Genomic DNA, 19,302 nt, shown 5'->3' on the forward strand with positions numbered 1-19,302 from the left:
CTTTCCCTGCGGCGTGCCTGGACGCTCAGGCGAGATGCCCGATATATCACTGTCGGGTGTCCGCGCTCATCCTCTGCCACTTCGCGCTCGCGCTGTTCGCCGCGCCGCTGGTGAGACGGTGCGGCACCCGTGCCTTCCTCGTCCTGGCCCTGCCGCCCGCCGCGGCGACCGTCTGGGCCGCCACCCGGTGGAGCACGACGGCCGCGGGCGGCGCCGACACCGTCGAGTGGCGCTGGCTGCCCTCCTACCACGTGGACTGGGCGCTCAGACTGGACGCCCTCGCCGAACTCATGGTGCTGCTCGCCGCGGGCGTGGGCACCCTCGTCCTGGTCTACTGCGCCTCCTACTTCGACGACCGCTCGCGGCAGCTGGGCAGGTTCGCGGGGAACCTCCTCGCCTTCGCCGGGGCGATGCTCGGCCTGGTCCTCGCCGACGACCTCGTCCTGCTCTACGTCTTCTGGGAACTGACGACCGTCTTCTCCTACCTGCTGATCGGCCAGACCAGCGACCACAAGCGGAACCGGCGCAGCGCCCTGCAAGCCCTGACGGTCACCGCGTCCGGCGGACTGACCATGCTCGTCGGCCTCCTGCTCCTGGGACACGAGGCGGGCACCTACCGCCTCTCGGCGATCCTGGCCGACCCGCCGTCCGCGTCGGCGGCGCTGTCCACGGCGATCGTGCTGATCCTCGTCGGCGCCCTGTCCAAGTCCGCCATCTGGCCCTTCAGCCTCTGGCTGCCCAACGCCATGGCGGCCCCCACCCCCGTCAGCGCCTACCTGCACGCTGCCGCGATGGTCAAGGCCGGCGTCTACCTCGTCGCCCGGCTCGCCCCCGCCTTCGCCGACATCACGCCCTGGCGCCCGCTCCTGCTCGTCCTCGGCTCGGTGACGATGCTGCTGGCCGGCTGGCGGGCGCTCCGGCTGCACGACCTGAAACTCGTCCTCGCCCACGGAACCATCAGCCAGCTCGGCTTCCTCATGGTCCTCGCCGGGGCGGGCCGCCACGACACCGGTCTCGCCGCCACCGCCATGATCCTCGGGCACGCCCTGTTCAAGGCGCCGCTCTTCCTGGTCACCGGCATCGTCGACCACGCCACCGGTACCCGCGACCTGCGCAGGCTCTCCGGACTCGGACGCCGGCTGCCCGCCGTGTGCGCCGTGGCCGTGATCGCCGGAGCGTCCATGGCCGCGGTGCCGCCGCTGCTCGGCTTCGGTGCCAAGGAGGCCGCCTTCCAGGCGCTCCTGGACGGAAGCACCGGCGACCGCTGGGCGCTCGCCGCCGCCGTCGTCGGCTCCGCGCTGACCACCGCCTACACCCTGCGCTACCTGTGGGGCGCCTTCGCCCGCAAGCCCGGCCTCCCCGACACCGACGCGCACCCCGTCCGGGCGGTCTTCCTGGCGCCGCCCGCGGTACTCGCCGTGGCCTGCCTCGTCCTCGGCCCCGGTGTGTCCTGGCTCCAGGGCCTCCTCGGCACCTACGCCGGGCAGTTCCCGGCGCCCGCCCACCCGTACCACCTGGCGCTGTGGCACGGAGCGGGCCCCGCCCTCGGCCTGTCCGGCGCAGCCTGGGCGGGCGGGGTGCTGCTGTTCCTCGCCCGGGGCCCCGTCCAGCGGGTCGGCCAAGCGGTCGCCTGGCGCTCCGCGGACCTCGTCTTCGGACGGATGCTGCTCGCCCTGGAGCGCGCCGCCCTGCAGTGCACCGGACTCGTGCAACGCGGGTCCCTGTCGGTGTACCTGGTGACGACCATGAGCGTGGTCCTCGCCGGGCAGATCGCCGTGCTGGTCGCGGACGAACCCTGGACCGCGGTGCCCGCACCGCGCCTGTGGGACCACCCCGCCCAGGCCGCCGTCGCCCTGCTGACCTGCGCGGCGGCCCTGCTGTGCCTGGGCGTGCGGCGCCGGATGAAGGCGGTCGTCTTCGCCGGCCTCACCGGCTACGGCACCGCGCTCCTGTTCGTCGCGCAGGGCGCGCCCGACCTCGCGCTCACCCAGTTCTGCGTGGAGACCGTCTCGATGATCGTCTTCGTGCTGGTGCTGCGCCGGATGCCGGTGCGCTTCGAGGAGAACTTCAGCCGGTGGCGGCGGCTGCTGCGGATGCCGGTGGCCCTGGCGGGCGGCGCCGCCGTCGCCGTCGTCGTCTGGATCATGGCGGGCCACCGCCGGGCCGACGGCGCCGGAGCGGCGATGGTCGAGGAGACCGCGCACCACGGGCTCAAGGACGTCGTCGCCACGATCCTGGTCGACCTGCGGGCCTGGGACACCATGGGCGAGTCCGCGGTCCTCGCCGCCGCCGCGATCGGCGTCACCAGCCTCATCTACCTGCACCGCCGCGCCGACGGCGCCGAGCAGCCCGTACTGCCGCTGCCCGGGGACCACCCGCACGCGGGCCTGCGCACCGCCTGGCAGGCGTCCCGGTACGAGTCGGCGGGCCTGCCCAGCGGCGACGAGGGCGCACCGGAGCGGACCTGGCTCGCAGCCAGCGCCACCCTCGCCCCCGAACGCCGCTCCCTCGTCCTGGAAGTGGTGGCCCGCCTGATCTTCCACCCGGTCCTCGTCCTCTCCGTCTACCTGCTGCTGTGCGCGGAGAACCTGCCGGGCGGCGGCTTCGTCGCGGGACTGACCGCGGGCGTCGCCTTCATCGCCCGCTACCTCGCCGGCGGCCGTCACGAACTCGCCGACGCCGTGCGCTTCAAGCCGGGCGTGTTCACCGGCCTCGGCCTGTTCCTGTCCACCGGGATCGCGCTCGGCGGCCTCGGCGAGGGCACCGTGCTGCACGGCTGGGCCTGGCACGGCCACCTGCCCGTGTGGGGCGACGCCCACCTGTCCACCGCCGTCCTCTTCGACTGCGGGGTCTACCTCCTGGTGCTCGGCGTGGTCCTGGACATCGTGCGGGCCCTCGGCGCCCGGATCGACCGCCAGATCGAGCGGGCCGCCCCGCGCCCGGGGGCGGGCCGCGCATGACCGTGAGCCTGTCTTTGCTGGTGGCCGCCGCCGTCCTCAACGCCGTCGGAGCCTCCCTGCTGCTGACCCGCTCGCTGACCCGGATCCTGCTCGGCGCCGTCGTCCTCGGCAACGGCGTCAACCTGCTGGTCCTCGCCTCCACCGGCAGCGCGGGCGAGGCGCCCCTGCTCTACCCGTACATCATCCGCAACCGCGTCACCGACCCGCTGCCCCAGGCCATCGCCCTGACCGCGATCGTCATCACCCTCGCCACCACCGCCTTCCTGCTCGCCATGGCCTACCGCAGCCACCAGGTCACCGGCTCCGACGAGATCAGCGACGACACCGAGGACCGGCTGGTCGCCCTGCGCGCCGAGTTCCTCGACCGGCGCGGCGAACTGCGCGAGCGCTACCGCGAGGCCCGCGCCGAGGACGGCGGCGCCGACGCCGAGCAGCGCGCCCGCTACCGCGCCGCCCGCAAACGGCTGCGCCGCCGGGTCCGCGAGGAACGCGCCTACCAGGCCCGCGCCAACGACGTCTCGGGGAACCTCTGGAACGACATCCTCGGCGCCGACCCCGAGGACTACCGCGAAGGCCGCGAGCTGGGCTCCACCGACGCGGCCGGACGCCCCGGACCCGCCCCGGCCCGCGTCGCCGGGCCCTCCAACGACCCCGAGGAGACCGGCCGCGAACCCGACTCGCTCCCCGGCGAGGACTCCTGCCACCCGCCGCCCGACCAGCCCGACGACCCCGAGGGCGCCGGCACGGAAGGAACCAGGTGAACGCGCTCGTCCCGCTCCCCGTCCTGCTGCCCCTGTGCGTCACCGGCCTGAAGCTGGCCATCGGGCCCCGGCTGCACCGGTTCCAGCGCTTCATCAGCATCGCCGTGCTCGGCGCGGTCCTGGTGCTCTCCGTGATCCTCATGGTGGCCGCGGACCGGCACGGCCCGCTCAGCGTGCACCTCGGCGACTTCGCGCCGCCGGTCGGCATCACCCTCGTCGCCGACCGGCTGGCGGGCCTGATGCTCACCGTCTCCAGCGCCGTCACCCTGCTCGTCCTCGTGTACTCGCTGGGCCAGGGCATGGCCGACCGCGACGACCAGGCGCCGGTCGGCGTCTTCCACCCCGCCTACCTCATCCTCGTGGCGGGCGTCTCCTGCACCTTCCTCGCCGGAGACCTCGTCAACCTCTACGTCGGCTTCGAGATCATGCTGGTCGCGAGCTTCGTCCTGCTCACCATCGGCGGCACCGCGACCCGCATCCGGGCCGGGTCGACGTACGTGATCATCTCGCTGTTCTCCTCCGTGCTCTTCCTGGTCGCCATCGCCATGACCTACGCGGTCGCCGGCACCGTGAACCTCGCCCAGCTCGCCGAACGGCTCCAGGAGGTGCCGCTCGGGGCGCGCACCCTGCTGGAGGCGATGCTGCTGACGGTCTTCGCGATCAAGGCGGCGGTGTTCCCGCTCGCGGCCTGGCTGCCCGACTCCTACCCCACCGCCCCGGCACCCGTCACGGCGGTCTTCGCCGGACTGCTGACCAAGGTCGGCGTGTACTCGATGCTGCGCACCCAGACCCTGCTCTTCCCCGGCCACCGCCTGGGCGACCTGCTGATGCTCGCCGCACTCGCCTCCATGGCCGTCGGCATCCTCGGCGCCGTCGCCCAGACCGACCTGAAGCGGGTCCTGTCCTTCACCCTCATCAGCCACATCGGCTACATGGTCTTCGGCATCGCACTCGCCGGGCGCGGATCGATCGCCGGGGCGATCGTGTACGTCGCCCACCACATCACCGTGCAGACCACCCTGTTCCTCGTCGCCGGGCTCATCGAGCGGCGCGACGGCACCACGGAACTCACCCGCCTCGGCGGCCTGGCGAAGGCGGCACCGCTGCTCGCCGTGCTGTTCTTCGTGCCCGCCATGAACCTCGCGGGCATCCCGCCGCTGTCCGGCTTCATCGGCAAGCTCGGCCTGATGCGGGCGGGCGTCGCCGACGGCGGCGGCTGGGCCTGGGCCCTCGTCGCCGGATCCGCCGCCACCAGCCTGCTCACCCTCTACGTCATGGCGAAGGTCTGGAACCTCGCGTTCTGGCGCGACGCGCCGCCCGGCGCCGAGGAGGAGGGCCTCGTGCTGGAGTCCGCCGAGGACGACGACCCGGACGACGACCCGGACGACGGGGAAAGGCCGACCGGCTCGGGGAGCGGACTGCCGGTGCCCGCGGGTGCCGTGGTCGCCGCCGGTTTCCTCGGGCAGTCCATCACCACCACCCAACGGCTGCCCTGGCCGATGGTGGTGGCCACCGGCGCCGCCGTCTCGCTCGGCCTGTCCTACACCGTGCTCGGCGGCCCCCTCACCACCTTCACCCAGGCCGCCGCCACCGAACTGCTCGCCCGCACCCCCTACATCGAGGCGGTGCTCGGCCGGTGAGCGACCTCTTCCGCGACCGCTCCCCCTACAGCTGGTCCTTCCGCGTCGGCCGCGGCAGACGCGTGCTGGACCTCCCGCTCGTCGGGTGGCTCACCGTCATCTGGATCCTGCTGTGGGGCACCCCGTCCTGGGCCAACCTCGTCAACGGCGTCCTCGTCGCGGTCTGCCTGTGCCTCGCCTTCCCGCTGCCCGCCGTGGACATCGGCCTCCGGCTGCGCCCGCTGGGCGTCCTGCGCCTGGCGGCCTACCTGCTGTACGACATGTTCTCCTCCAGCGTCGAGGTCACCCGGCAGATCTTCGCCAAGGGCCCCTACCACGCCGCGGTCGTCGCCGTCCCGCTGCGGGTGCGCAGCGACCTCATGCTCACCGCCACCGCCGTCGCCGTCTCCAACGTCCCCGGCGGCTCCGTGATCGAGGTGCGCCGGTCGACGGCCACCCTGTTCCTGCACGTCCTCGACGCGGCCAACCCCGGCGAGATCGAGGGCGCCCAGCGGCAGGTGTGGCGCATGGAGGAACTCGTCGCCCGCGCCTTCGGCACCGCCGAGGACATCGCCGACGCCGCCCGCCCCGTACCGGAAGGTGACCCCCCGTCGTGACCACCCTGCACGCCGTCGAAGACGCCCTGCTCGTCGCCTCGCTCGCGATGATCCTCGTCGCCGGCGCACTGCTGCTGTACCGGATCTGGTACGGCCCCTCGATGCTGGACCGCGCCGTCGCCCTGGACGTGGCCGCGGCGCTCATCATCGCCGGCATCGGCGTCAAGGCCGCCCACGACCGCGACTCCTTCTACTTCCCGGTGATGCTGGTGCTCGCCTTCCTCGGCTTCACCGGCTCGGTGGGCATCGCCCGCTTCATCGCCGTACGCGACCGGCCCTCCGTGCGGGCGGACGGCAGGCAGGACCACCGGTGAGCGCCTGGGCCGACGCCGCTGACCTGGCCGGAACCGTCCTGCTCCTCCTCGGCTGCCTGCAATGCCTCCTCGGTGTGATCGGGATGCTCCGCTTCCCCGACGTGCTCTCCCGCAGCCACGCCGCCACCAAGCCGCAGACCCTCGGCATGCTCCTCGTCCTGGCCGGCGTGGCGCTGAGGCTGCGCCACGGCACCGACGTGGGCACCCTCGCGCTCATCGCCTTCTTCCAGTTCCTCACCAGCCCGGTCGCCTCCCACCTGGTGGCCCGCTCCGCCTACCGCACCGGGCAGACGGGGTCCCGGGGCCTGCTCAGGGACGACCTGGACCCGCAGCTCAGCGACGGGGGACGACGGGAGGAGTGACCCGGGGAACGGGGGAACGGGAGCGTTCAGTCCACGCAGCCCACGTGTGCCAGCGCCTGCTTCAGCAGCACCCCGTGCCCGCCCGGCATCTCGCTGCGCACCGCCTCGGACAGGGCCTCGCGCGGATCGAACCAGACCAGGTCGAGGGCGTCCTGGCGCGGCCGGCAGTCACCGGTCACCGGCACGACGTAGGCCAGCGAGACCGCGTGCTGCCGGGGGTCGTGGTACGGCGTGACACCGTGCGTCGGGAAGTACTCGGCCACCGTGAAGGGCTGGAGCGAGGCAGGCACCCGGGGCAGCGCCACCGGGCCGAGGTCCTTCTCCAGGTGGCGCAGCAGGGCGTCCCTCACCCGCTCGTGGTGCAGCACCCGGCCGGAGACCAGCGTCCGGCTGACCGTCCCGTCCGGCCCGATGCGCAGGAGCAGGCCGACGCTCGTGACTTCCCCGCTGTCGTCCACCCGCACGGGTACGGCCTCGACGTACAGGATCGGCATCCGGGCGCGCGCCATCTCGAGTTCGTCGCTCGTCAGCCAGCCCGGCGTGGTTTCGGTCATGTCAGACATCGCTTGATCATACTTTCAGCCGTTCGTGCTTCCCGGGCGGCGCTCCGGGACTGTGACCCGTCCCACGCCGCTCAGTCGTCGTCCGCCGGACCGCCGGGCAGCCGGTAGACCCGGCGGGCGTTGTCCCGCCCCGCCCAGCGCGCCAGGCGCAACGCGTCCGGCAGCGACAACTCGTCGGCGTCCAGCCGCTCCTGCAACAGCCCGGCCAGTCCCCGCCGGAAGGCCAGCGCCCCCAGGTGGTGGAACTCGGCCACGCCGTAGGCGTCGGAGCTGTAGAGCAACTTGCGGAACGGGGTGATCTCCAGTGCCTCGGCGAGGATCGCGCCCGCCCGCGCCGGGCCCACGTGGTGCAGGGTGAGCCCCACGTCCAGGTACACCCGCTCGAAGACCGCGGACAGGTAGGCCGCCTGCCGCTGAAACGGCCAGCAGTGCAGCAGCAGGACCGGGATGGTGCCGGCGGTCAGGCGCAGCCAGTCGGTCAGCAGCGCGGGGTCCGCCCGGTGCAGCCGGATGTCGCCGTCCCCGAACCCCGTGTGCAGTTGCAGCGGCCGGCCGAGGTCCACGGCGGTCCACAGCAGGTGGCGCACGAGCACCGGGTCGTCGAGCCGGCCGCCGCCGCGCCCGAGCCAGCGCCGGGCGGCCTCGGTGACCTCGGCGGGCGAGGGGCGGGCCGGGTCCAGGTCGAACCCGGTGCGGTAGGCCGCCACCGACTTGACCGCCACCACACCCGGCCGCCGTACCGCCTCCCACGCGGCCGAGCGGAACGCCCGCGCGTACGCGTCCGGTTCGACCCCGCCCGCCGCCACCGCCTCCGCGACGCCCTCCAGCCGGACCACCTCGTACGCCGTCGCGCCCGCCGCCCCGGCCAGCTCGGCCGGGGTGGTCACACGGTGCGGGGCGTACCCCGTGTCCACGCAGAACACGCCGGTCCGCGCGGCCCGCAGGAACCGCCGGTTGACCTCGGCGGCGCCCAGCTCCGCGCGCCGGGCCAGGTACACGTCGGCGGGGGAGTGGCGCGGCAGACCCAGCAGGGGCGCGCAGTGCCGGCGCACGGCGAGGCCGGCCGGGCTGTCGAAGGGGGAGACACCGGGCCACGCCCCGCCCTCGGTGAGCAGCGACTCGAAGTCCGCGCGGTCCAGGTCGTCGGTGACGGTGCCGTGGCAGTGGTGGTCCACCAGCTCCAGCGCGGCCAGCCGCTCCTGCACGGGCCCGGCGCCCATCTCAGTACCTCCAGCGGTAGGCCGCCGCCACGCCGTCGTCGTCCAGCCCCTCGACGGCCCCGGCCTCCCCCAGCCGTACGGCGGTCACCGCGTCGGCCAGCACCGGACCCAGCGCCCGGCGCAGGACCTCGTCGGCACGGAACGCCTCCACCGACTCCGCAAGCGTGACCGGCAGCCGCCGCACGCCCCGGGCAGCGGCCTCGCCGGGATCGAGCCGGGCAGGGTCCCCGGTGGTCTCCTCGGGCAACGGGGCGCTGGAGGCGAGCCCGTCCAGTCCGGCGGCGATCACCGAGGCGAGGGCGAGATAGGGGTTGGCGGCGAGGTCGACCGGCTTCACCTCCAGGTTCGCCGCCCGGTCGCGGATCCCGGCGGTGCCGGTGACGACCCGCAGCGCGGCCTCGCGGGTCTCCCGGCCCCAGGCCGTGAACACCCCGGCCCACTGCGAGGGGCGCAGCCGCAGCCGGCTGGCCGGGCTCGGCGCGGTCACCGCGGTGAGCGCCGGGAGCCGGCCGAGGATCCCGGCCACGAAGGACTCGGCCTCGGCGGTCATGCCGTACCGGCCGGTGCCGCCCGCGTGCAGATTGGTCCCGTCGCGCCAGGCGGAGAGATGGAGGTGCCCGCCGTTGCCGACGCCCTGTCCGAGGACCGCCGGGGCGAAGGAGACCCGCAGCCCGTGCCGCCGGGACACCGCCCGGATCGTCTGCCGCACCAGCACGCTGTGGTCGGCCGCCGCCACCGGGTCGAGCGCGCCCACCGAGACCTCGAACTGCCCCGCCGCGTACTCCGGATGGAACTGCTCCACCTCCACGCCCTCGGCCGCGAGCGCCGCCAGCAGGTCGGCGGCGCAGTCGCTCAGCTCGACCTGCCGGGCGGCCCCGTACGCCGGTCCGGACACCGCCGGGACGAACGCGTCACCGGCCGCGTCCGCACGGCCCACCGTCCACTCGATCTCGACGGCGGCCCGGAAGTCGATGCCGTGCCGCTCGGCGGCCCCGGCCACGGTCCGGCGCAGGACGGTGCGCCCGCACCCCGGATGCGGCGCGCCCTCCTGCGTGATCCGGTCCACCGGCGCCCACGCCCAGCCGGGCTGCGCCGCCAGTACGGTCAGCCGGTCGAGGTCGGGGTAGAGGCGCAGGTCGCCGTCGGGGGAGCCGAGGACGTCCGTTGTGACGATCGAGTCGTCGGCCAGGAAGGTGTCGAACACCGGCGACATGCCCACGCCCCAGGCCACCACCGCGGGGAGCCTGGCGGTGGGCACGGTCTTCACCCGGGCGATCCCGGCGGTGTCGACGTACGCCAGCACCACGCCGTGCACGCCCCGCCCGGTCAGTTCGCCGGTCAGCGCGGTGGCCCGCTCGACCTCACCGGGGCGCCCGCCGGGCACGGGGTCGCTGTCGCTCACGTCTCGGCTCCTTCGCGGGTGCGCCGTCCGTCGCGACCATTGTGCCGCCCGGTGATCACCCTGTCCGGGTTTCGCCGGATGTGCGCACGAGGAGGTGGAACCCGGCCCCGGTCAGTCCAGATCGGCGGGCTGCGGCGAGGGGGTGCCGCCGTCCAGGACGGTCTTCAGGCGCTCGGTGCCCTGGCGCACCGCCTGTTCGACGGAGTCGGTCTGCCCGCCGTCCAGGCCGCCGCCCATGACGGTGACGGCGGAGGTGTCGACGCGGACGGCGGCGACGTCCAGGGTGAGCGTGGCCTCACTGCCGCCGGCGTCGCCCTGCACGGTCACCCGCAGGCCCGTGCGCGCGTCGCCCACCTCGGGCACCGACGCCTCGGTCACCCGGACCGTGCGCCTGGCGCCCCCGGAGCCGGTGGCGGTGAACTCGTCGCAGGTGTCCGGCAGGGTCCGCAGCCACTTCATGCGGGCGTCCAGACCGGCGCGGTCGTACCCGGCGACCTGTTCGAGCAGGCGGGAGTCGCCCTGCTCGAAGCCGGTGAGGGCCGACGGTCCGGAGGGGTCGCCCAGCAGGCCGTCGCCGTAGAGGGCGTCCAGGAGGGCCTGGCAGTCCGTGGCGTTGGACTTGGCGGTGACGAAGTCGGCCACGTCGACCTCGCCGACGAGCAGCCGGTCGCGCCACTTGTCCGCGCCCTGGACCTGGTTCCAGCCGCCCTCCAGGTCGGCCTCGGTGAGCAGGGCCGCCCTGGCGCCGGATTCGGTGAGCGTGGTGGGGGAGGCGCTGGGGGAGCCGGTCGGGGAGTTCGTGGGCGAGCCGCTCGGGGTCTGCCGCGCCGCGTTCTGCCGGGCGATCCCGGCCTCTTCGGCGGCGGTGTCCGAGGCGCTGTCCGACCCGCCGCCGTCCGAGCAGGCCGCGGTGGTCAGCAGCGCGCCCGCCGCCAGGGCGGAGGCCAGGAGACGGACGGGGTGGGAGGGACGACGGCTCATCGCGGGATGCCTCCTGGACGGTGTACGGGGTCCTCAGCGCATCACCGCGGCCGGGGGCGCACCAGCGCACGGGCCTGTTCGGGTGACCGGCGCGATGCGGGTCTGTTGGGTGGGCGGTGCGTCACGGGCTTGTTGGGGTGGGCGGCGCGATGTGGGCTTGTTGGGGTGGGCGGCGCGATGTGGGCTTGTTGGGGTGGGCGGCGCGATGTGGGCTTGTTCGGGTGGCCGGCGCGATGCGGGTCTGTTGGGGTGGGCGGCGCGATGTGGGCTTGTTCGGGTGGCCGGCGCGATGCGGGTCTGTTGGAGTGGCCGGCGCGATGCGGGCCTGTTCGGGTGACCGGCGCGTCACGGGCCTGTTCGGGTGGGCGGCGCGATGCGGGCCTGTGCGGGTGGCCGGCGTGGCCGGGTGGCGGGGCGGGCCGGAACGCCGGGCCCGGCGTGCTCAGCCCGCGCGGTCGAGGGTGTCCTCGGCCACGTCCCTGTCCACCGCCGCGCGCACCAGCGCGGCCGCGAGCACGGCGGGTTCCGTCTTCCCGGCCAGGGCGAGGAGCCGGTCCCGGTCCCCGGGCAGACCGAGCCGCTCCGCGCCCTGGAGGGCCTTGCGGTCCAGGCGGGGCGCCGCCTGCGGCCAGACCAGCTGGGCCTCCCGCAGGAAGATGTCCGCGCCCGTCGGCCCCACGCCGGGGAACTCCTGGAGCAGCCGCCGTATCTCCTCGACGTCGCCGCCCGCCTCGTCGCGGAGCCGGCGCAGGTCGCCGCCCCACCGCTCGGTCAGCAGTTCGGCGGCCTCGCCGAGCTGGGTGGCGGTGCGCTCGTCGTAGCGCCGGTAGCCGCCCCGGCCGAGCGCGTCCACCCGCTCCTGCCAGGTGGCGTCGGCCATGCGGCGCGGGTCGCGCAGCCCCGCCTGGCTCAGGGCACGGGCGGCGGCGACCGCGACGGAGGCGCTGATGCGCGCGCTGAGCAGGTGCGCGAGGACGAGCAGCCGGTACAGCGGCTGCGGGGTGTCCTTCAGTCGGATGCCCGCCTCCTCGGCGTACGTCTGCCCGTGCGCGTCGACGAGTTCGCGCACGGTCCGCCGCTGGTCGCGACCCACGGCTACGGCTTCAGCGGATCGTGACCGACCGTCATGAGCCGGTGCCGCAGGCGGGTGTCCTCGGCCTCGGGCTCGTTCTCCAGGTCGGCCTGTGCCGTCACGGTGTCCACGACCTCGCGCATCGCCCGCAGGTCGTCCTCGGTCAGGTCGGTGCGCCGCTTCTGCAGGATCGCGAGCACGTGCCGTCCCAGCGGCGGCCCTGCGTCGTCCGGCAGCGGCTCGGTCAGCTCACCGGAGTCGCGCACCCGGAGCCAGTCGGCGAGTTCCGCGGAGGTCATGTTCACCACGCGGTGGAAGTCCTCCCACAGCGCGTCGAGTTCGAGGGCGTCGGCCATGAGGTGTCCCTCATTTCGTCGTGCGTACGTGCATGTCGTCGTGTGTGGGTGCGTGCCGGGTGGTCAGCCGGAGCAGGGCCACGCGCTCGGCCTCGTCGGTGCCGCCCCACACGCCCGAGGTCCGCCCCGACGAGAGGGCGAAGGCCAGGCACTCGGGGGTCACCGGGCATCTGGCGCAGACGCGCTTGGCGGCCGACGTGTCCCGCAGGGCGGGTCCGGCGGTGCCCACCGGGAAGAACAGATCCGGGTCCTCATCCACGCAGGCGGCGCGGCGCAACCACTCCATGCGGGCGCGGGTGCCCAAGGGGAGCGGGGGACAAACGCCCGCCGTGCCCCGGCAGCCGGCACCCGGACACCCCGGCACCCGACACCCGGGGGTCCGCCCCCTCAGCGGGCGAGCACGCCGTCCAGGAAGCGCGTGAGGTCCGCGATAACCTCCGCCCGGTTCGTCTCGTTGAAGACCTCGTGCCGGGCGCCCGGGTAGATCCGCTCGGTCAGGTCGCCGCCGCTCAGCCTTTCCACGCCGACGCGGCTGCCGGGCAGCGGCACCAGCCGGTCGTCGTCCCCGTGCACCCACAGCAGCGGCAGCCGGCCGATGTCGCCGCCCTCCGCCACGGTCTCCAGCGTCCGCACGAACGCCTGAAGCGTCGGCCGCTTCATCGGCCCGTGCCACACCAGCGGATCCGCCGCGTACGCCGCTCCCACCGCCGGGTCGCGGGAGAGCGAGGCCGGACTGATCGGGATGTCGGGGATCTCCTCCTGGGCGAGCAGCCGGCGCGGCAGCTCCCAGTCGCCGATGACGGGCCCCGACAGCACCAGCGCCGTCAGCTCGCCGGGGTGGCGCTGGGCGTAGCGGGCGGCGACGAGGCCGCCCATGGAGTGCCCGATCATGACGACCGGCAGGCCGGGGTGGGCGGCGCGGGCGAGGTTTGCCGCGGCGTGCACGTCGGTGACCACGTCCTCGAAGTCCTCGATCACCACCCGCTCGCCGTCCGAGCGGCCGTGCCCGACGTGGTCCGGCGCGTAGACGGCCGCGCCGCGGCCGGTCAGGACGCCGGCCACCTCCTCGTAGCGCCCGGTGTGCTCGCCGTACCCGTGGACCAGCAGCGCGACGCTGCGGGGACGCCCGGCGGGCCACTCGCGGACGGCGATCCGCCCCCGCGTCCCGGAAAGCGTGTGCTCGCGGGCCTCGGCCATGTCTCCTCCGGCTGTGTCGGTGACGTCCCTCGGAGGATCTTCCCAGGACGCCGTCCGGCGGTCTATAGTCCAAAACTAGCAGTGCTAATTAAGGGTGGTGCTCATCAGGATCCGTGGTGGCCGACGCGGCGGCGGTGTGCCGTCCGGCGACCGCGTGACGACGGTCAGGAGTCCCTCGTGCGTCCCGTCCACTTCGCGGCCGCCCGCCGCACCCCGATCGGCAGGCTGCGCGGCGCGCTGTCCGCCGTACGGCCCGACGACCTCGCCGCCGCGGTGATCCGGGGCCTGGTCGCCGACGTGCCCGCGCTGGACCCCGCCCGGATCGACGACGTGTACTGGGGCGCCGCCAACCAGGCCGGCGAGGACAACCGCAACGTCGCCCGCATGGCCGCCCTGCTCGCCGGCCTGCCCGAGACCGTGCCCGGCGCCACCGTCAACCGGCTGTGCGCCTCCGGCCTCGAAGCCGTCACCACCGCCGCCCGCACCATCGCCGCGGGCGAGGCCGACGTCGTCCTCGCGGGCGGCTCCGAGTCGATGAGCCGCGCCCCCTTCGTGCTGCCCCGCCCCGACGAGGCCCTCCCGCACCGCATCGAGACCGCCGACACCCGGCTCGGCTGGCGCCTGGTCAACCCGGCGATGAAGGAGCTGCACGGACTGCTCGCCATGGGGGAGACGGCCGAGGAGGTCGCCGAGCGGTACGGCGTCCCGCGCGAGCGCCAGGACGCGTTCGCCCTGCGCAGCCACCGCCTGGCCGCCGAGGCCCGCAGGCGCGGCGACTTCGACGACGAGCTCCTTTCCGTCGAGCGCCCCGACGGCGTGGTCGTCGACACCGACGAGTGCGTCCGCGAGGACACCTCCCTGGAGAAGCTGGGCCGCCTCAAGCCGGTCTTCCGCCCCGGCGGCACGGTCACCGCGGGCAACGCCTCCCCGATGAACGACGGCGCCGCGGGCCTCCTGCTGGTCAGCGAGGAGGCGCTGAACGACCTCGGCTTGGAGTCGCTCGGCCGCTACGTCGCCGGCGCCTCGGCCGGTGTCCATCCCGACGTCATGGGCATCGGCCCGGTCCCGGCCACCCGGAAGGTGCTGGCCCGGGCCGGCTGGAGCGTCGGCGACCTCGCGGAGGCCGAGTTCAACGAGGCGTTCGCCGCCCAGGCCCTCGCCTGCGTCGACCGGCTCGGCATCGACCCCGACCTGGTCAACCCCACCGGCGGGGCCATCGCGCTGGGCCACCCGCTCGGCTGCTCCGGCGCCCGCATCCTCACCACCCTGCTCCACCGCATGCGCCGTACGGGGGCGGGCCGCGGGCTCGCCACGATGTGCGTGGGCGTGGGCCAGGGCAGCGCGGTCCTCGTCGAACGCCACTAGGCCGCCCCAGAGCCACCCCCTCCTGCAGAGCCGCAGCAAGGAACGGAGCAACACCCCATGGCAACCCTCTCCGTCGCCGCCATCCTCGCCGAGAACGCCCGGCGCCGCCCCGACAAGGAGGCGCTGGTCGAGGGCGACCTGCGGCTGACCTTCGCCGAGGTGTGGCGGCGGGCCCGCGCCCGGGCCGGTGCCCTCGTCGGCCTGGGCGTCCGGCCGGGGGACCGGGTGGCGCTGATGGCCCCGAACACCGCCGACTTCCCGGTCGCGTACTACGCCGCCGCCGCGGCCGGGGCCGTCGTGGTGCCGGTGCACCTGCTGCTGTCCCCGGCCGAGGTCGAGCACGTCCTGCGCGACAGCGGTGCCACCCTGCTGCTGTGCCATCCGGCGCAGGCCGCCACCGGAGCGGCCGCCGCGCGGGAGGCGGGCGTGCGGACGATCACGCTCGGCGCCGAGTTCGACCGGCTCGCCGCGGACGCCGAGCCGCTGCCCTCCTACGTCACCCGCGACGCCGACGACCCCGCCGTCGTCTTCTACACCAGCGGCACCACCGGCGTCCCCAAGGGCGCCGTGCTCAGCCACTTCAACCTGGTGATGAACGCGACGGTCAATGCCTTCGACGCCAACGACATCCGGCCCGACGACGTGGCGCTCGGCGCGCTGCCCCTCTTCCACGCCTTCGGCCAGACGGTCTCCCTGAACTCCACCTGGCGGGCGGGCGCGACCCTGGTCCTGCTGCCGCGCTTCGACGCGGCGGCAGCGATCGAGCTGATGGTGAAGGAGGGCGTCAACACCTTCCACGGGGTGCCGACCATGTTCGTCGCCCTCGCCGCCGCGGCGCCCGGCGCCGGGGCCCTGCCGGAGCTGCGGGTGTGCGTCTCCGGCGGCGCCTCCCTGCCGGTGGCCGTGCTCGAACGGTTCGAGGAGGCCTTCGGGGCCAAGATCTACGAGGGGTACGGACTGTCGGAGACCTCCCCGGCGGCGGCAGTGAACCAGCCCGTGTTCGGCGCCAGGCCCGGCACCATCGGGCACCCGCTGTGGGGCGTCGACGTGGAGATCGCCCGCGCCGAGGTCGAGGGCGCGGTGGAACTGCTGCCCCCCGGCGAACTGGGCGAGGTCGTCGTGCGCGGCCACAACGTCTTCTCCGGCTACCTCGGCCGCCCCGAGGCCACCGCGGAGGCGCTCGTCGACGGCTGGTTCCGCACCGGGGACCTGGGCACCAAGGACGGCGAGGGGTTCCTCAGGATCGTCGACCGGAAGAAGGACGTCATCATCCGCGGCGGCTACAACGTCTATCCGCGGGAGGTCGAGGAGGTGCTGATGCGCCACCCCGGCATCGCGCAGGTCGCCGTCATCGGACTCCCGGACGAGCTGCACGGCGAGGAGGTCTGCGCCGTGGTCGTGCGCGCCCAGGGCACGCCGCCCGACGCGACGCCCGACGCCGGGGAGGTCACCGAGTGGTCCAAGCAGCACCTCGGACGGCACAAGTACCCGCGCCGGGTGGAGTTCGCGGACGAGCTGCCGCTCGGGCCGAGCATGAAGGTGCTGAAGCGGGAGCTGCGTGTGCGGTACACCGACCGCTGAGGATCAAGGGGCGAGACGGTGCTGACGGTGCCGGTGGGTGCGCATAGCATCGGTCCCCGCAATGGACACCATGACGCTCTGGCACCTCACCGGCTGGGAGTTCGCCGCCCTCGCCTTCGCGGCCCTGCTCGTCGGCTTCTCCAAGACCGCGGTGAGCGGGGCCAACACGGTCAGCCTCGCGATCTTCGCGGCGGTCCTGCCCGCCCGCGCCTCCACCGGAATCCTGCTGCCGGTCCTGATCGCCGGTGACGTGCTGGCCGTCCTCACCTACCGGCGCCACGCGCACTGGCCCACGCTGTGGCGGCTCTTCCCGGCGGTCGGGGCGGGCGTGCTCGTCGGCACCCTGTTCCTGGTGTGGGCCGACGACGCGGTCGTACGCACCTCGATCGGCGCGATCCTGCTGTTCATGGCCGGGGTGACGGTGTGGCGCCGCCGCCGGGACGATGCCGCCGAGCAGCCGGAGGAGGTCGCCTCGCGCACCGGCCGGGCGAAGGCCCGCTCGTACGGCGTGCTGGGCGGGTTCACCACGATGGTCGCCAACGCGGGCGGCCCGGTGATGTCGATGTACCTGCTCTCCGCGGGGTTCAGGAAACTCGGCTTCCTCGGCACGTCGGCGTTCTTCTTCCTGATCGTCAACGTCTCCAAGCTGCCCTTCAGCGCGGGGCTCGGCCTGATCGACGGCCACTCCCTGCTGCTCGACGCGGCACTGGTCGTCTTCGTGGTGCCCGGCGCGCTGCTCGGCAAGTGGGCCGTGAACCGGATCAACCAGCGCCTGTTCGAGCGTCTGGTGATCGCGGCGACGATCCTGGGCGGTCTGCAGCTCCTGCTCGCCTGACCCGCCGCGGGAGACCGCTGCCCGGGTCAGCGGTCGCCGGGGTTGCGCCGCAGCAGGTAGGTGTCCATGATCCAGCCCTTGCGCTCCCGCGCCTCGGCACGCAGCCGCTCGATACGGGGCGCGGCCTCGGCGATCGGCCCGGAGTCGAGGATCTCGTCCGGGGTGCCCAGGTAGGCACCCCAGTAGATGTCGATGTCCTGGTCCGCGTACTGCCGGAAGGTCTGGTGGGCGTCCAGCATCACGACGACGTCGTCCACGTCCTCGGGAAAGCCCTCGGCCAGCCGCCGCCCCGTGGTGATCTGCACCGGGCGCGCCACCCGGTTCAGCCCGGTCCGGTGCCGGGCGACCAGCGAGGAGACGCTGCTGATGCCGGGCACCACGTCGTACTCGAACGCCACCGCGCCGCGCTCCAGGATCTCCTCCAGGATGCCCAGCGTGCTGTCGTAGAGCGCCGGGTCGCCCCACACCAGGAACGCGCCGCTCTCGTCCTCGCCCAGCTCCTCGGCGATCAGCCGCTCGTAGATGCCCGCGCGGGCACTGCGCCAGTCACCGACGGCGGGGGAGTACGCCGCACCGCCCGCCCCCCGGTCCCGCTCGGGGTCGCGTGCCTCGACGACCCGGTACGTCCCCCGCGGCACATGCGTCTCCAGCATGTCCCGGCGCAGCCGCACCAGGTCCGCCTTGGCCTCGCCCTTGTCCAGGACGAAGAACACGTCCGTGCTCCGCAGCGCCGCGACTGCCTGGAGCGTCAGCTGGTCGGGGTCGCCCGCGCCGATTCCGATCACATGAATGGTCCGCACGCCACGAGTCTGCCGTACGCCCCCGGCAACACCCCGGCCGGGCCGCCCCGGCGGGGCTCAGCCCCGCAGCCGGGGCGCCCGCGCCGCCGCGTCCACGGACCCGCCGCCCTCCACCTCACCGGCCAGCCCCCGGGCCCACCCGGCGACCGCCGCCAGATCCATCCCGTACGGCCGCTCCCGCCCGGCCCCCGACGCCGCCCACGCCGTGACGGCCCCCGCCCCGCGCCGCAACAGCCTCGCCCCGCCGGTGACGTTGCCGCGCGCGGAGTGGGTGAGTCCGACGGCCAGCTGGGCCATGCCCCGCCACAGCTCACGCTCCTCCTCGGGCCCCGACTTCCAGGCGTCCTCGAAGACCTCGTGCGCGTGGAACGGCTTGCCGTCGTCCAGCAACCGCTGCGCCTCGGTCACCGTCTCGTCCGGAGCCCGTACGACACCCTCGGGCTGGCGGGGCACGCCGGCCTCGCCGTACGGCAGCGGGCGTCCGAGCCCGTCCCGTGGCCGGGCGTTGCGCGCCCGGCCCTCCTCGTCGCGGTCCCGGCCGTCCGCCGGGCGGTCGGGGGTGGTGCTGTCCACGGGGTTGTCGGCAGGGCTGTCCATGGGTCCGATTGTCCCTCGCCGACGCCCGCTTAGGCCCCGCCCGGTGTGTGGGGTAAAGTGCTGTCCGCGTGATCGCGCGGTGCACCGCGCGTGAGCACACCGGGACGTGGCGCAGCTTGGTAGCGCACTTGACTGGGGGTCAAGGGGTCGCAGGTTCAAATCCTGTCGTCCCGACGGTGCGAAGGGTCTTCATGGACGCGAGTCCGTGAGGGCCCTTCTTCGTGTCCTCTCCTTCCGCCGGTCAGGCCCGCGCCCGCGCCCCCGCGGCGCGGAGCAGATCCACCGTCTCCGGGTACGGCCCCGTCGACGCCCAGTCCAGCGGCGTCCGGCCGGTGCCGTGGTCCTCGCGGAGGTTGGGGTCGGCTCCGTGTTCGAGGAGTGCGCGGACGGTCTCGGCGTGCCCCCAGCAGGCCGCCCCGCACAGCGGTGTGCCCTCCGTGCCGGTCCCGCTCTCCGTGTCCGGCCGGGCGCCGGCCGCGAGCAGGACGCGGACGATCTCGGTGTCCCCGTTCACGGACGCCAGGTATAGCGGGGTGCTCCCCGCCGAGTCCGTCGTCTCCGCCGGGGCCTTGGCCCGCAGCGCCGCCCGCACCCGCGCCAGGTCGCCGACGAGCGCGGCGTCGACGAGGCGCCCGGACAGTTTCTTGTGCTTTCGCCTGTTCACACGAGCCGAGACTACTGAGCGCTTGACTTGAAGCGC

General features: G+C 74.3%; 20 protein-coding genes and 1 tRNA gene. 10 read left to right on the forward strand and 11 right to left on the reverse strand.

Annotated elements, in window-relative coordinates; all coding sequences use genetic code 11:
* Nucleotides 1-56: 56 nt before the first annotated feature.
* Genes IE94_RS0127540 through mnhG form a run of 6 tightly spaced genes read left to right on the forward strand, consistent with a single transcriptional unit; the run spans nucleotide 57 to nucleotide 6,633 of the window.
* Complete coding sequence (locus IE94_RS0127540; protein ID WP_030189458.1) at nucleotides 57-2,960, forward strand: Na+/H+ antiporter subunit A; 2,904 nt, start codon at nucleotides 57-59, stop codon at nucleotides 2,958-2,960.
* Nucleotides 2,957-3,721 carry a Na(+)/H(+) antiporter subunit C gene (locus IE94_RS0127545; protein WP_030189460.1) on the forward strand — a complete coding sequence of 255 codons (765 nt, stop codon included), beginning with the start codon at nucleotides 2,957-2,959 and terminating at the stop codon, nucleotides 3,719-3,721. Before IE94_RS0127540 ends, IE94_RS0127545 begins: the two co-directional genes overlap by 4 nt.
* Complete coding sequence (locus IE94_RS0127550; protein WP_030189462.1) at nucleotides 3,718-5,361, forward strand: Na+/H+ antiporter subunit D; 1,644 nt, start codon at nucleotides 3,718-3,720, stop codon at nucleotides 5,359-5,361. The genes IE94_RS0127545 and IE94_RS0127550 overlap by 4 nt, the downstream gene beginning before the upstream one ends.
* A complete protein-coding gene (locus IE94_RS0127555; RefSeq protein WP_030189464.1) occupies nucleotides 5,358-5,957 on the forward strand; it encodes a Na+/H+ antiporter subunit E in 600 nt (199 codons plus the stop codon). The genes IE94_RS0127550 and IE94_RS0127555 overlap by 4 nt, the downstream gene beginning before the upstream one ends.
* A gap of 47 nt (nucleotides 5,958-6,004) precedes the next feature.
* A complete protein-coding gene (locus IE94_RS0127560; RefSeq protein ID WP_166661578.1) occupies nucleotides 6,005-6,271 on the forward strand; it encodes an MrpF/PhaF family protein in 267 nt (88 codons plus the stop codon).
* Nucleotides 6,268-6,633: a monovalent cation/H(+) antiporter subunit G gene (gene mnhG / locus IE94_RS0127565; RefSeq protein WP_030189468.1), complete on the forward strand. Its 366-nt coding sequence runs from the start codon at nucleotides 6,268-6,270 to the stop codon at nucleotides 6,631-6,633. Before IE94_RS0127560 ends, mnhG begins: the two co-directional genes overlap by 4 nt.
* A 26-nt stretch (nucleotides 6,634-6,659) precedes the next feature.
* On the opposite strand, the gene IE94_RS0127570 is transcribed toward mnhG, so the two are convergent.
* The 8 genes from IE94_RS0127570 to IE94_RS0127605 all read right to left on the reverse strand — a co-directional run bounded on the left by IE94_RS0127570 (nucleotide 6,660) and on the right by IE94_RS0127605 (nucleotide 13,424).
* Nucleotides 6,660-7,187: an NUDIX hydrolase family protein gene (locus IE94_RS0127570; RefSeq protein ID WP_030189470.1), complete on the reverse strand. Its 528-nt coding sequence runs from the start codon at nucleotides 7,185-7,187 to the stop codon at nucleotides 6,660-6,662.
* An 80-nt stretch (nucleotides 7,188-7,267) separates the two neighbouring features.
* The gene (locus tag IE94_RS0127575) at nucleotides 7,268-8,416 is read right to left on the reverse strand and encodes an amidohydrolase family protein (protein WP_030189472.1); all 1,149 of its coding nucleotides are present in this window, start codon (nucleotides 8,414-8,416) and stop codon (nucleotides 7,268-7,270) included.
* Nucleotide 8,417: 1 nt separating this feature from the next.
* Entirely contained in the window at nucleotides 8,418-9,818 is a 1,401-nt protein-coding gene (locus tag IE94_RS0127580) for a type I glutamate--ammonia ligase (RefSeq protein WP_030189474.1), read from the reverse strand.
* Nucleotides 9,819-9,929: 111 nt separating this feature from the next.
* Nucleotides 9,930-10,799, reverse strand: a complete 870-nt coding sequence (locus tag IE94_RS0127585; RefSeq protein WP_030189476.1) for a hypothetical protein — start codon at nucleotides 10,797-10,799, stop codon at nucleotides 9,930-9,932.
* 442 nt (nucleotides 10,800-11,241) lie between these two features.
* The gene (locus IE94_RS0127590) at nucleotides 11,242-11,892 is read right to left on the reverse strand and encodes an HhH-GDP family DNA glycosylase (RefSeq protein WP_030189478.1); all 651 of its coding nucleotides are present in this window, start codon (nucleotides 11,890-11,892) and stop codon (nucleotides 11,242-11,244) included.
* A gap of 2 nt (nucleotides 11,893-11,894) precedes the next feature.
* A complete protein-coding gene (locus IE94_RS0127595) occupies nucleotides 11,895-12,227 on the reverse strand; it encodes a DUF3140 domain-containing protein (RefSeq protein ID WP_030189480.1) in 333 nt (110 codons plus the stop codon).
* Nucleotides 12,228-12,237: 10 nt separating this feature from the next.
* Entirely contained in the window at nucleotides 12,238-12,513 is a 276-nt protein-coding gene (locus IE94_RS0127600) for a WhiB family transcriptional regulator (protein ID WP_051777706.1), read from the reverse strand.
* Nucleotides 12,514-12,614: 101 nt separating this feature from the next.
* The gene (locus IE94_RS0127605; protein ID WP_030189484.1) at nucleotides 12,615-13,424 is read right to left on the reverse strand and encodes an alpha/beta hydrolase; all 810 of its coding nucleotides are present in this window, start codon (nucleotides 13,422-13,424) and stop codon (nucleotides 12,615-12,617) included.
* Nucleotides 13,425-13,601: 177 nt separating this feature from the next.
* Between IE94_RS0127605 and IE94_RS0127610 the strand changes: the two genes are divergently transcribed.
* From IE94_RS0127610 to IE94_RS0127620, 3 genes are all read left to right on the forward strand, one after another.
* The gene (locus tag IE94_RS0127610) at nucleotides 13,602-14,789 is read left to right on the forward strand and encodes a thiolase family protein (RefSeq protein ID WP_030189486.1); all 1,188 of its coding nucleotides are present in this window, start codon (nucleotides 13,602-13,604) and stop codon (nucleotides 14,787-14,789) included.
* 57 nt (nucleotides 14,790-14,846) lie between these two features.
* Nucleotides 14,847-16,370 (forward strand): long-chain-fatty-acid--CoA ligase, encoded by a 1,524-nt coding sequence (locus IE94_RS0127615; protein WP_030189487.1) that lies wholly within the window; start codon nucleotides 14,847-14,849, stop codon nucleotides 16,368-16,370.
* 61 nt (nucleotides 16,371-16,431) lie between these two features.
* Nucleotides 16,432-17,205: a sulfite exporter TauE/SafE family protein gene (locus tag IE94_RS0127620; RefSeq protein ID WP_030189489.1), complete on the forward strand. Its 774-nt coding sequence runs from the start codon at nucleotides 16,432-16,434 to the stop codon at nucleotides 17,203-17,205.
* Between the two features lie 26 nt (nucleotides 17,206-17,231).
* Here the strand turns inward: IE94_RS0127620 and cobF are convergent, their stop codons facing one another.
* Both cobF and IE94_RS0127630 read right to left on the reverse strand, forming a co-directional pair.
* Nucleotides 17,232-18,005, reverse strand: a complete 774-nt coding sequence (gene cobF, locus IE94_RS0127625; RefSeq protein ID WP_030189491.1) for a precorrin-6A synthase (deacetylating) — start codon at nucleotides 18,003-18,005, stop codon at nucleotides 17,232-17,234.
* 57 nt (nucleotides 18,006-18,062) lie between these two features.
* Nucleotides 18,063-18,602, reverse strand: coding sequence for a DUF309 domain-containing protein (locus IE94_RS0127630; RefSeq protein WP_030189493.1), 540 nt, complete (start codon nucleotides 18,600-18,602; stop codon nucleotides 18,063-18,065).
* A 100-nt stretch (nucleotides 18,603-18,702) separates the two neighbouring features.
* Between IE94_RS0127630 and IE94_RS0127635 the strand changes: the two genes are divergently transcribed.
* Nucleotides 18,703-18,776, forward strand: a tRNA-Pro gene (locus IE94_RS0127635).
* A 67-nt stretch (nucleotides 18,777-18,843) separates the two neighbouring features.
* On the opposite strand, the gene IE94_RS0127640 is transcribed toward IE94_RS0127635, so the two are convergent.
* Complete coding sequence (locus IE94_RS0127640) at nucleotides 18,844-19,266, reverse strand: ankyrin repeat domain-containing protein (RefSeq protein WP_030189496.1); 423 nt, start codon at nucleotides 19,264-19,266, stop codon at nucleotides 18,844-18,846.
* Nucleotides 19,267-19,302: the final 36 nt, after the last annotated feature.

The organism is Streptomyces violaceorubidus, from assembly GCF_000717995.1.
Classification (GTDB): Bacteria; Actinomycetota; Actinomycetes; order Streptomycetales; family Streptomycetaceae; genus Streptomyces; species Streptomyces violaceorubidus.

What these genes read in the sequence shown, in the direction of transcription:
- IE94_RS0127545 (WP_030189460.1), top strand. Translation starts at nt 2,957, where the DNA reads ATGACCGTGAGCCTGTCTTTGCTGGTGGCCGCCGCCGTCCTCAACGCC.
- IE94_RS0127560 (WP_166661578.1), top strand. Translation starts at nt 6,005, where the DNA reads ATGATCCTCGTCGCCGGCGCACTGCTGCTGTACCGGATCTGGTACGGC.
- IE94_RS0127570 (WP_030189470.1), bottom strand. Translation starts at nt 7,187, where the DNA reads ATGACCGAAACCACGCCGGGCTGGCTGACGAGCGACGAACTCGAGATG.
- IE94_RS0127575 (WP_030189472.1), bottom strand. Translation starts at nt 8,416, where the DNA reads ATGGGCGCCGGGCCCGTGCAGGAGCGGCTGGCCGCGCTGGAGCTGGTG.
- IE94_RS0127585 (WP_030189476.1), bottom strand. Translation starts at nt 10,799, where the DNA reads ATGAGCCGTCGTCCCTCCCACCCCGTCCGTCTCCTGGCCTCCGCCCTG.
- IE94_RS0127595 (WP_030189480.1), bottom strand. Translation starts at nt 12,227, where the DNA reads ATGGCCGACGCCCTCGAACTCGACGCGCTGTGGGAGGACTTCCACCGC.
- IE94_RS0127600 (WP_051777706.1), bottom strand. Translation starts at nt 12,513, where the DNA reads ATGGAGTGGTTGCGCCGCGCCGCCTGCGTGGATGAGGACCCGGATCTG.
- IE94_RS0127605 (WP_030189484.1), bottom strand. Translation starts at nt 13,424, where the DNA reads ATGGCCGAGGCCCGCGAGCACACGCTTTCCGGGACGCGGGGGCGGATC.
- IE94_RS0127615 (WP_030189487.1), top strand. Translation starts at nt 14,847, where the DNA reads ATGGCAACCCTCTCCGTCGCCGCCATCCTCGCCGAGAACGCCCGGCGC.
- IE94_RS0127620 (WP_030189489.1), top strand. Translation starts at nt 16,432, where the DNA reads ATGGACACCATGACGCTCTGGCACCTCACCGGCTGGGAGTTCGCCGCC.
- IE94_RS0127630 (WP_030189493.1), bottom strand. Translation starts at nt 18,602, where the DNA reads ATGGACAGCCCTGCCGACAACCCCGTGGACAGCACCACCCCCGACCGC.